Source organism: Williamsia sp. (assembly GCF_016462415.1).
Taxonomy (GTDB): domain Bacteria; phylum Actinomycetota; class Actinomycetes; order Mycobacteriales; family Mycobacteriaceae; genus Williamsia_A.
The window spans coordinates 70,754-81,453 of record NZ_JAEMTF010000003.1 but is presented as its reverse complement, the minus strand read 5'-3'; the positions used below and the strand labels follow the sequence as shown (position 1 = coordinate 81,453).

The 10,700-nt window shown below is 65.7% G+C and carries 10 protein-coding genes and 1 pseudogene; 2 read left to right on the top strand and 9 right to left on the bottom strand.

From position 1 onward, the window contains the following. Positions 1–106: 106 nt before the first annotated feature. Entirely contained in the window at positions 107–1,456 is a 1,350-nt protein-coding gene (locus tag JHC79_RS01555) for a hypothetical protein (RefSeq protein ID WP_296388111.1), read from the top strand. Between the two features lie 80 nt (positions 1,457–1,536). On the opposite strand, the gene JHC79_RS01550 is transcribed toward JHC79_RS01555, so the two are convergent. The 8 genes and pseudogenes from JHC79_RS01550 to JHC79_RS01515 form a co-directional block, all read right to left on the bottom strand. Next, the gene (locus tag JHC79_RS01550; RefSeq protein ID WP_296388110.1) at positions 1,537–1,818 is read right to left on the bottom strand and encodes a hypothetical protein; all 282 of its coding nucleotides are present in this window, start codon (positions 1,816–1,818) and stop codon (positions 1,537–1,539) included. A 10-nt stretch (positions 1,819–1,828) separates the two neighbouring features. Continuing rightward, complete coding sequence (locus JHC79_RS01545; protein WP_296388109.1) at positions 1,829–2,473, bottom strand: hypothetical protein; 645 nt, start codon at positions 2,471–2,473, stop codon at positions 1,829–1,831. 213 nt (positions 2,474–2,686) lie between these two features. Further along, entirely contained in the window at positions 2,687–3,652 is a 966-nt protein-coding gene (locus tag JHC79_RS01540; RefSeq protein ID WP_296388108.1) for a hypothetical protein, read from the bottom strand. Positions 3,653–4,240: 588 nt separating this feature from the next. Further along, a pseudogene (locus JHC79_RS01535) lies at positions 4,241–4,465 on the bottom strand (glutaredoxin domain-containing protein); the annotation flags it as partial. After that, positions 4,462–5,148 carry a DUF4913 domain-containing protein gene (locus JHC79_RS01530; RefSeq protein ID WP_296388107.1) on the bottom strand — a complete coding sequence of 229 codons (687 nt, stop codon included), beginning with the start codon at positions 5,146–5,148 and terminating at the stop codon, positions 4,462–4,464. The pseudogene JHC79_RS01535 and the gene JHC79_RS01530, both read right to left, overlap by 4 nt. Then, the gene (locus JHC79_RS01525; RefSeq protein ID WP_296388133.1) at positions 5,145–6,515 is read right to left on the bottom strand and encodes a type IV secretory system conjugative DNA transfer family protein; all 1,371 of its coding nucleotides are present in this window, start codon (positions 6,513–6,515) and stop codon (positions 5,145–5,147) included. The genes JHC79_RS01530 and JHC79_RS01525 overlap by 4 nt, the downstream gene beginning before the upstream one ends. 419 nt (positions 6,516–6,934) lie before the next feature. Then, positions 6,935–7,258, bottom strand: a complete 324-nt coding sequence (locus tag JHC79_RS01520; RefSeq protein ID WP_296388106.1) for a hypothetical protein — start codon at positions 7,256–7,258, stop codon at positions 6,935–6,937. Positions 7,259–7,318: 60 nt separating this feature from the next. Beyond that, positions 7,319–8,674, bottom strand: a complete 1,356-nt coding sequence (locus JHC79_RS01515; RefSeq protein ID WP_296388105.1) for an ATP/GTP-binding protein — start codon at positions 8,672–8,674, stop codon at positions 7,319–7,321. 12 nt (positions 8,675–8,686) lie between these two features. Between JHC79_RS01515 and JHC79_RS01510 the strand changes: the two genes are divergently transcribed. Next, positions 8,687–9,136, top strand: a complete 450-nt coding sequence (locus tag JHC79_RS01510; protein ID WP_296388104.1) for a hypothetical protein — start codon at positions 8,687–8,689, stop codon at positions 9,134–9,136. A 13-nt stretch (positions 9,137–9,149) separates the two neighbouring features. Here JHC79_RS01510 and JHC79_RS01505 read toward each other — a convergent pair whose 3' ends face one another. Beyond that, entirely contained in the window at positions 9,150–10,652 is a 1,503-nt protein-coding gene (locus JHC79_RS01505; RefSeq protein ID WP_366782108.1) for an SCO6880 family protein, read from the bottom strand. Between the last annotated feature and the right edge of the window lie 48 nt (positions 10,653–10,700).

The following is a 10,700-nucleotide window of genomic DNA, read 5'->3' as shown; positions in this document are numbered from 1 at the left end:
CACTCCGACCTCTGCCCGCCGAACCCCGAAAGCGGTCAACGTCGCCCGGTTCGGTGAGACCATGGGCGATCTCGCCGGTGTCTGAAGTGGATGGCACCCTTGATTCGTGGCGAACCCTGATTTCACTCATCTGCCGAGAGGGCAGATGGGATGGACCACGCTCATCGAGCACCTGGTGGCCACCGATGATCGTGCCGAACGGCACTTCCTCGAGCTCAAGTCAGACATTGAGCTGACGCAGAAGAGTGGGCGGGTCAAGGTCGCGAAGTTCATTCTCGGCGCATCGAACCGCGATCCGGCCGTGGCTGCGCCGTGGCTGGACGGGCACGCGATCATGGTTCTCGGTATCGCGCCGAACGCTGTGGTGGGGGTGCAGCCCTTCGAGATGCACCAGCTCGCCGATGCGGTGCGAGCCGCTATTGGCGATAACGGGCCGCATTGGGATGTGCAGCGAGTGCAGCTTGACGGGAAAGATGTCGTTGTCATCGTTGTCGCCCCTCCGGAGCCGACAGTCATAGCGACGTGCCATAGCGATGGGGCCGATGGGTTGGTCGACGGCGACATCTACATTCGGACTGACGGAGCAACACGTCGTGCGAAGGGTGGCGAAATCCGGGCGCTCATTGCCCGGACGCGCAAGACACCGCTCGATGCGAGCATCGCTGTGACGGGCGACGGCGACGCCCTTCACTGCGGCTACGACGACGCTGCGCTCACCATGTATGTCGACCGAACCGCCGCGCAGCTCAGGCGTGCACTTCCCGATGCGTCGGCTCAAACTTCCTACCGCGGCATGGCCGGAAGCAACATCTTCACGCCGGCCAACATCGCGGCGCTCTCACAAGAGCCGGATCCTCGAAGCCGAGACGAGTATCTCGGCGAGGTCGCCGAATGGGCCACGGCCGCAAAGAACGCCATCCCGGACGTAATCGAACACATCCTGGCCTGCTGGCAGCCATTCCGCCTACGCATCGCGAACCTCAATGACACGTTTCTGGAGGGAGTTCGGGTATCAGTGCGGTTCAACGAGCCCGTAATAGCTCATAGGGCTCAAGGATCGGTCAGCAACGCCGCAAAACTGATCCCCACCCCGCCGAGGGCTTACGGTCCGAGACCGTTCTCAATCCCCATTCCGAATTACGCAATCACTAAGCGTCCTGAAGCAGCGCGGATCCCTGTACTGCCGCCGACCCCCGGTGGTCTCCGCATCAACGGACCGGCCGAACTCGCGATCTCGCTAAACGAGCTTCGACCACGCGACGTAGTGACCTCGCCAAACGGCGAGGTTGTTTTGCTAGTGCCTAGAGACTGCGACGCGACCGCCATCACCGGAACATGGTCGGCCACTGCACGTGATCACCACGGCGTCTACGAAGGAACGATCGACGGTATCGCCGTCTGCGACGCCGCCTGGATCAACCGTGCGATCCACGGAGTTGTCCGAGCGCTGCACTAGGCGGGTTTCGAGTGCCGCGCCAGCGCCGTCTTCATATTCGATGCGTTTCGCGCATGGAGTGAATCTGGCGGTGGGCCAAGTCAATTGCGTGGCGGGCTGGGGAGAGTTCGGTCAGCTCGCGCTTGGGGAGGACAGCGATGCCCCGATTTGGTCGGCCACCTCGGTGACGGCAGGTCGCGTGCGTAGCGTGACCAGTCGGCCGGGATGGCTCGGGTGATGACGTCGGCGACGAGTTCGTATGTCTCACCATCGCTGCTGGATTGGTTGATTGCGGCCTGGTCGTAGTTCGCTCGGGCGATCTGCTGAAGCATTTCGATCAGGCCGGCTGCACTCAGCGGCGGGCGCGGCTCGGGGGCGGTCACGGTGGTCCTTTCACCGTTCGTGCCCATGTGACCGGTAGGCTCCACCGCGTTGCTTGGCCGCTTTCTCGGTGCTGGTGGTGTCGAGGTTGAGTACCGATGTGGCCGGTGCGGGAAAGCCGCTACGGCGGCGGGCGGTGTCGGCGATTGCTTGGTCGATCCGTGCCGCGCCCTGCTCGGGCGGCAACTCGGCGAGATCGTCGACGTTGACGCCGTAGTCCTGCAGGAGTCGCCCGATGTGCTCTGCCAACGGTTCTGCCGCCACCGATGAGTCGGTGGCCGCTCGACTCGATTGGTAGGCGTCGAGGACCTCGGCGCCGCCGACAGCGGTGAGCCAGGTGCGGTTGTGGCCGGCCAGTAGGCCAGCGACGTCGGGTGCAGTGGGCTCGGAAGCGCGGTCGTTGTGCGGGCTGGTGTCGAGGTTCAGCAGATGCGCGGCGGCGAACCCGGTACCCGGATGGGCGATCGACGGACCGCCGCCACCGCGGCTCGCGCCGCGTACCGGGGTGACACCGAACTGGTCGGCACGGTCGGTCATCTGCCCGATCTCGGTGCCGATCCACTCCTTGAGTCGGCGTACCTCTTCCTCGAGAGCGGCGATCTGATGGCCTTGTCGGCGAGTGACGTCGGCCAGCTCGTCGTTGCTGAGTTCACTCATGAGGGTGTGCCTGTCCCTCGGTGTCACGCAGCCACGGCGGGATGTACTGCCGCAGTTCCTCGACCTGACTCAGCAGCTCGGCGATCCGCGCCTTCTGTGCAAGGTCGAGGGCTTCGAGTTCGGCTCGGGTGGGCCTCGGTATTGCGCTGCCGGACCCACGCGCCGTTGGCGGTGCGGACGCCGGGGGCGGCGTTTTGCGTCGCGGATTCAGTCTCACCGGCCCTGCTCCCGCTGACGGTTGTGGTTGGAGCCGGGTCGGCCCTTACGGGCCTTGGGGGCGCGCTGAGGGCCGTTGGCGACGGCTTGGGTGGCGGGGTGAGCCTGGTCCTGATCGGCCGACATCCGCGCGGCGACCGCCTCTGTGCCGATGCCCTGGGCGAGTAGTGCTCGGGCGGTGCCCGCGCGACGCTGCGTGGAGTCGTAGCCGACGTCGGCGGCGACCCGATCGGCGCTGGCCTGATCGAGGTGGGCTCCTGCTTCGGGTGTCTGGGCGGGGTCGTTGTTGTCGAGCAGGGCGTCGTAGTTGGCGATCTGCTCCTGGACGTAGGCGACCTCCTGGTCGCTGGGCGGGGGTATCCCGTCGTCGAGTCCCCACCCGGCGAGCTGATCTTCGAGCTCGACGCGATGCTGCGCCCACTCGGCGGGGTCCTCACGCTCTGCGGCGCGGTCTTCGCGGTCGGCGTCGGCGAGCAGGGCGCGCACAGCGGCGGCCTCCCTGTCGGAGCTCTGCTGGTTCGTCGACGCGCCGTCACGGTCTTTCTGGGCATCGTTGAGTAGCTGTTCGATGTGGTTGTGCTCGTCGTAGAGGGCACGCACCTCGAGGTTGTAGCGGTCCTTGAACTGTGACTCCATGTGGTCGCGGGCAGTTGAGGCCACCGGGGAGCGGTCGCTCCATTCCCGGCTTGCGCGGTAGGCGTTGGCGAACTTCAGCGGGTCGGCGTCGTTCCACCACTGCTCTTGGAACACCTGACGCAGCGACGCCTCGGCCATCCGCTGCTGGGAGTCGATGCGGGCCGTTGTCTCGCGGCGCTGCTGCTCGCTGCGGGCGGTCGCGTCGCGCAGCTGTTGTTCACGGCGGCGGGCGCGGACCTCAGCGAACCGCGATGCCGCCGCGGTCAGTGTGCGCAGCACGGTGGCGATCTCGTTGAGGATTTCATCGTGCTCGGCGGGCTGGCTCATGACGGAGTTTCCTTGCTGGTGGGGTTAGCGCTCGATGCCGCCGGCACGGGCCGGGGCGTGGATAACGCGGCGGAAATGCGCCGCTGCGGCCGGAGTCGACTGGGGCCGTGAATTGGTGGGGAAGTCGTTGGCGACGCGCTGAATCGCGGTCACTTCGCTGGCCCGATCGCCGTATCGGCGGCGTTGCAGCTCGGCGAAGCTTGGGCCGGTAGGGCGGCCACGTAGTTCTGCGGCCACGGCGTCATTGGCTTGCCCGATCGCCTCGCGGTAGTCGGCGTTGAGGCTGTCGAGTTCGGTGCGCACCCGCGTGGGCAGTGCGTGGCGGGCGCGGACCTCGCTCGCGGCGGCGGCCATCACCGCTCCGAGCTTGCGGGGGTCGTTGTTCGACATCTCCACCCACTGCGGGCTGCCCAGCTCGGGCACTTGACCCGCCGATCGCGCCGCGTCGAGGCTGATGGCCATCCAAGCTTCGACTGCGGACAGGTCGGGTTGGGTGTACTCAGGGATCTCGAGTCCACCGATGATCCGAACCCCCTCCCGCGACGGTGTCGGCGGATCAGGCGCCGGTGTGTCGACCTGGCGGACCTCAGCGGTAACGCCTTTGATCCGGTCGGGCCGGTATCCGCACCAGTGCTCGTCGCCGGCCACGACGACCGGAGCCTGGGTGTAGCCCAACTCGTCGCGGAGCCGCGTCCTCGCGACGTCATCGGTCGCTAGATCGACCGACACGTGAGGGATTTCGAGCTTGTCCAGCGCGCGATAGGTCGCCTTGCACTGCACGCAGTTCGGGGTGGAGTAGACGGTGACAGTCATCGCATCGTCGCCAACTCATCGTCGATGTCGCCGGTCCCGCTCGTGTCGATGGTGAACAGTGGCGAGGGTTCATCGGCCATCGGCAGGGCGGGGACAAAGCTGATCGAGTCGGGAACCGCGTGCCCCTCGCGTACCGAGCACGCCTTGAACGGGCCTTCGGGATCGAACAGCTTTTCCATGTGGTGATCGGCGTGATCGCGCCACCACACACTCATCCCGGTGGCCGGGTCCAGGCGCAGGTGTTCCCACGCCCGCCACAGCGCCTCGAGGCGGGAGTTGGCCTCCTCGTGTCGCCACCACTCCGGGCACCAGCGCCGGTCGATGCCTTCGGTGACCTCGCGGCGATAGCTGTAGGCGATCTTGTCGTGTACGAACGTACCGAGGTCGGGATAGACGAGCTCGGGGACGTCCTCGACGGTGTCGGTATCGTCACCGGGTTGCATCGGGTCGAGGGTGGCTGAGGCGAGTTGATCGAGGACCATGTCGCTCGCTGCTTGTTGAAGCTGGAAGTTAGTTTCGGCGTCGATGTGTTCGGAGAACGCGGCTTCGACCATTCCGGTGATCTCGGTCGCGAGACGTTTGCGGACTTGTTCGACCAGGACGTGTTGGGCCTGATCGTTGATGAACGCTGCCCCGGCAGCGCCGGCGAGTAGTCCTGCGATCGCATTGGTGGGCTCGGTCATGACGCTCTCGTTTTCGTTGTGTCGACTGCTGATTGGAGGGGAACGGCGGTCAGGCCGTGGCGCAGGTCGCCCAGGGTTGTGTCGGCGGTGGGATCGTTTGCCTTGATCGACGTTTCGATTGCCCTCGCGTGGGGGCCCGCCATCCACGGCTCGGGTTTGATCACCGTTGCCCGGTTGCCGGAGGAGAACACCAGCGCGCGGCCGCGGGGCCACTCGTTGAGGTGGGCCGCGGTGAGGATCCGCCCGGATGCGGCCTGACGGCTGACTGAGCCGCTGCTGCCGTTGCCTGATCCCGACGACGTCGACGAGCCGATGTAGTCGTAGTCGCCGACCAGCTCGGACATGCTGCGCAGGAACTCCAATTCGGACACGCCGCCGCCGTAAACCTTCACGTTCGCCGCTGACCACAGCTTCTTCATGCCCGCTTCGCCCCAGCACTCCACGCCCTGTGACCAGGACTGGAGCATGGTCATCAGCATGATTCCGCGCGACCCGTAGTGGCTGTAAAGGTTCGGAAGTTGTGGCCAGCGCACGATGTTCGCGGCCTCGTCGAGTGCGGCCAGCAGTGGTGTGGCAAGGCGTCCACCGCGCGAGAGAGATCCTTGGCGTTCGGCTTCTTCGATGATCGCCACGGTGAGACCGGCGACCAACGGTCCACCGGTTCCGGCCCCTTCCTTCGACAGCAGGTGCAGGGTGTCGCCGTTGCGCACGAACTGTTCGACGTCGAGGTGCGGTCGGTGTCCGCCGGTCTGGGTGACCCACGGCTGAAAGCCCCGAAGTCGCAGGCAGCCGGCCGTCTTCTTGGCGGTGCCGAAGACACCCGCTTTTTGCTTTTCGGGGGAGCTAATGTGTGCGGCGAGCGCGTCACCCATCAGGTCGTAGCCGTTGCGCCGCAACACGACGGCCGCCTCCATGCTGGGTGTGGTCACCCAGCTGTAGACCTGGGTGACCGGGCGCCCGTCCAGCGCGGCGGCGAGCAGAGTAGCCGCAAGGACGTCTTTGCCCTCCGGGTCGAAGAACGCGTCAGTCTTCGCTCCCGGGTCGGAAGATCCGGCGGCGAACAGGTCGGCGAGCTTGATCGCCGAGACGTCGTCGACGACGTAGGACAGCGGGTTCCACCACCACGTCGGTACTTCGCCAACCATGTCCTGCGGGTCGAACACCCACGGCTTGGAGCCGAGTTGCGCGCGCGGATCTCGGGTGGCGTCGACGAGGTCGCGTTTGTTGCTCGTCGCGATAACCGCGCCGGGGGCGTCCATGATCGCCGGGATGATCCGCGAGGTGGACTTGCCGGTGCGTGGTCCCCAGATGTCGAGCTGGGTGTCCTCCCAGGAGGCGTACAACCGCTCACCGCGGCCGTGGACCATTCGGCCGAGCAGAATGCCCGGACCCGCGTCGGAAACGACGTACAGGCTCTTGGCCTTGGCGGTCGCGGCACGCGCGGTCAACGAGCTCACCGAATCGCCGTGGCCAAGCTTGGAGGCAATGGTGTCGACCCGGCTGCGTCGGCGGCGGCGACCCGCCAGAAGGACCACGACACCGACAATGACCGCGAGGGCTAGAGCGAACATGACCGCCGCGGCCACCGTCGTTCCGGTCGACCACGCAAGTTCTCCGGTGATCAGATGGAGGACCGCGACGGGTGGGAACCACGGGACCGTCTGGTCGGTGCCCAGCTGCAATGCGAGGTCAATCGCCCCGCACACCGCCAGGACGATCACAAGGAGACCAAACAACAGCTCAACTTCGGCAGTGCTCTTGGGCTGCTTGGGTTTTCCGGGAGTGGTCATGGATGCTCCTGTCGGGACATGAGGTCGTTGTCGACCAGGTGGGCGCCGAGGAGGTCGTTTGCAGCACGCCCTACCCGGGCGAGTGAGGCGTGCTGGGGCAGATTCAGCTTCCGCAGCACCGCAGCCAGCTCGTGCCGGACCGCGCTGTCGGGATGGGTGAATGCCCCGTCGCTGACCGCGGAGCGGGCCAGGGGCGCGTCATCCCCGCATGTCGCGAGGATCCGGGCGAGCAGTTCGGCGACCTTGCGGTGCACTGTCTGGCCCTGACCGCTGCCCTGGGAGCGCTGGTGGTGTGTCGAAATGCGCTGAAGCAGAACCACCCTGTCGCAGTTCATTGCGCAGCCAGGCGAGTAACGAGCTGATGTCCTGCCTCTGCTCTATCAAGCGGAGACTGCATGGCGTCCACCCCCGTTTCCGTTGGTGGTCGAGTCGGCGACAGGAGTCACGTTCTTGGTGTCTCCGGTAAAGCGGCTGTTGGTGTCGTGGTAGCCAAGGTCGCGTTCGGTCGCGGTGAGGAACGTCTGGAACGGAATGCCTGGGGTGTTGTCGGTGCCCACCTTGAGTAGGAACCGTCCTCGCCCAGGTGGCGGGAGCTTCTTCTTGCTATGCGCGTCGAACGAAGCCGGTGTGGCCCACGACGTCACCATGTCGATCTCGGGGTTGGTGAACGGCACGATGTCGCAGAGCTTCACCATTTCCTGCCTTGGCAGTCCGCCGACGATGACTGCCCCTGCGCGTTCGATGAAGCCCTTGGCCTTCTTGATGTCGAACTCTGCCTCGAGGGATTCTAAATCTTTGACGGTGTGGGTGATCTCGACGAGCCCGGTTCCCAGGGTGCGGGTCAGGCGGGTCATCTTGTCGACACGCGAGACCATGCCGGGGCCGGCCCCGAGCACGCGCCACAGCTCGTCGAGGAACACCAGGAAGTGGCGCTGCGGGCGCAGCCCGCAGTCAGCGAGGGTGTGTGCGGCTTCGATGGCACCGAATCCGTCTTCCCAGCACGCCAGGAGTACCGCGCCTTCCAGGGCGCTGTCTGCGGTGTCGATCGCCGAGACGTCAACGCAGACAGCAACCGGCGGGTTGTCGCCGGACAGGTCGAGAGGCTCGCAGGTCTGCCGGGAGAACACCTCGCCAAGGGGGCCGTCGAGCAAACTAGTCAGCGTGGACAGCAGCCGGTCCGTCTTCGCTTCGTATTCCTCGGTGGTACGCGCCAGCACGTGCCCGCGCAGGTCGAGGGGGCCGGCCTGGATGGTGTCGAACAGGTCCTGAATCAGTGGCGGGGTGGTGGGGGAGAATCGTGGGTCGTCTTCGAGGATCCGCAATGTCTTCGACAGCAGGTTGTTCTCATGCTCCACGAGCGGACCGCGACGGACCAGCTCCAATAACCCCTGCATCAACCGGAATCGGCGAGACAACACCTGGGCACGGACGCGACGCTGTTCCTCGGGGAACTCGTCGAGGAGCGGGATGATCGAGCCGAGCGCGCCCACGGCGAGGGGGTTGAAGTGGCCCAGGCCGTGGCCGATCCGGATCACGTGCCCGCCCATCGCTTCGACGAGCAGCGCGTAGTCGGGTTTGAGGTCGGCCAGTATGAGCGGGATCTGGCCCTGGGCGATCGCGCCGTTGCACAGCTTGCGACCGAGAGTCGACTTGCCGAGCGAAGGCAATCCGAGCAGGAACAGCGACGGTGTGTTCATCAGCGGTGTGCGGTACACCCAGGAGATCGGGTCGAACATCACGTCGAGGGCGTGATCGAGGTGCCGTCCGATCGGGGTCCCGACCTGCGGGACGCCCCCAGCGACCGCCCACGGCCAGATGCCGCACAGCTGTGGGGTGGTCGCCCGGAACTCGGGGATCTGGTCGACGACTCCCATCTTTCCGCCACCACGACCGTCGAAACCGTGAGCGGTGACCACCGGAGAGTGGCGCCAGGCCGGTTCGTATTTGTGCCACGCCAGCTTCTGGCGTTCCTCCCGCAACCGGGTGCGTTCGGCGGCGTCGGCGGTCTTACGGGCGTCGATCTTGCGCAACCGGGCGTCACGCTCAGGATCGCGTACCGCACGGCGGCGGCGGGCCCGATCGGTCAGGCGCTGCTCGAATCGATCACCGAACGCCGCGGCAGTCCGCGATATCACTGTCCATGCCATGAGTGGGTGTCCTTGTCTGCGAGATTTCATTTGGGTGCCATAGGGGACTGAGTCCGTCTACGGGTTATCCGCCGAGAGCCTTCGGGGCGGTGATGTGATCGGGCAGGAGGACTCCGACACCGAGACCGGCGGCGAATGTCGCTGCCTGCGTGCGGAAAGCGACGCGCATCTTCATGCGTGTTTGGGCCATGAGGTCGGTGGCTGTGGGCACCATCAGGTCAAGTTCGTCCTCATCGAGGCCGGTGACGGTGACGATGATCGCGAATCGGCTCAACCCATGGCCCTGTGCTTCTTCCTCGCGGGCTTTCGCGGTCGCTGCGACGCCGATCTTCGCGGCCGGGGCCACCGGGCCACGCGACTGCGATGCCTTGGCGAGTGCCGATTTGTAGTCGCGGTCGATGATTCGCGAGGCATCCGCGGCGGTGTGCGGGCGGTAGATGATCGCCACGCGCTTGCGCCGGATATCGCCGCGAGGGGCCAACAGCGGCTTGAGGACTCGTTCGCTGATCGTGCCGGCGGGCGGTACCCGCATCACCCAGGACCGCGACACACCGCTGTCGTGGTGATACGTCTTCTTCGTCTCGTCAACTGCGATCGGACCGGCGTCCTCCCACACCATCGACTTGTCGCGGGCGGCCATTGACGCTTCGACGTCTTCCTGGGCTTCGGGGTCATAGGCGATACGGGTGACGCCAGCAATTTCCTGGTCGAGCATCGGCTCGCACGCGACACCGCATCGCGCCATGTGGTGATACAGCGCAGGGAGTCGGGTGCCGATCTCTAGGGCCATCTTCATCGGATCGCGTCGGCGTTCGGGGGTGCGGGCACGAAACGTCAGCGCCATCCGTGCTGAGATTCGCTGGCCACCGTGGTCGACCTGGGGGACGTGTTCGCGGATGACTCGCTTCGCCAGCTCGGGGGCATTGCCGTTGCTGCAAAGGCTTTCGACCTCGGTGCGCACCGCCGCGCCGGTATCGGGTAGCGATTCGACGACCACGACGCAGCCGTCGATGTCAGATGACTGTCCTAGTGCGGCGAGGAAATAGCCCCACGACCCGACCCACTCGTCGATGGTGTCCTGCTCGATGTTGCGGTCACCCTGGGGTGTGCAGCGCAACAGGACGGTGTACTGCGAGGTGGCGCGCATCCGGATCATCCCGAACTCGTTGCCCATCGTGTCCTTCGACCACCACATCTCGGTGGCCGCCGATACCCCGGGGAGGCGGCACCGACCACCGGGCTGGTTCGACAACGGACCTGCCCGCAAGATGTTCTGCCCGCGGGACTTCTGTCGACTCCATTGACGCATCGAAACCACTTCCTCATAGATCGTTCGGCCGTTGATGGAAATAGCCAGCGGCGCAACGAATACCGACGACACGACGAGCACGATCAGGCCCTGAATCGCACCGACGGCAAACATCACGACGAACATCGCGATGACCGCGGTCGCCGCGACAGCGGCGGCGAGTTTGGTGAAACCGAACGCGAACGTCGACTTCATCGAGATCCAGCCGCCGTAGGTGGGGCGTTGGCGGCGATCGGGGATGACGACGGTGGTGGTCATTGGCTATCTCCTGTCTGAGCAGACCTGCGCCGAGCGGCGCGGTAGAAC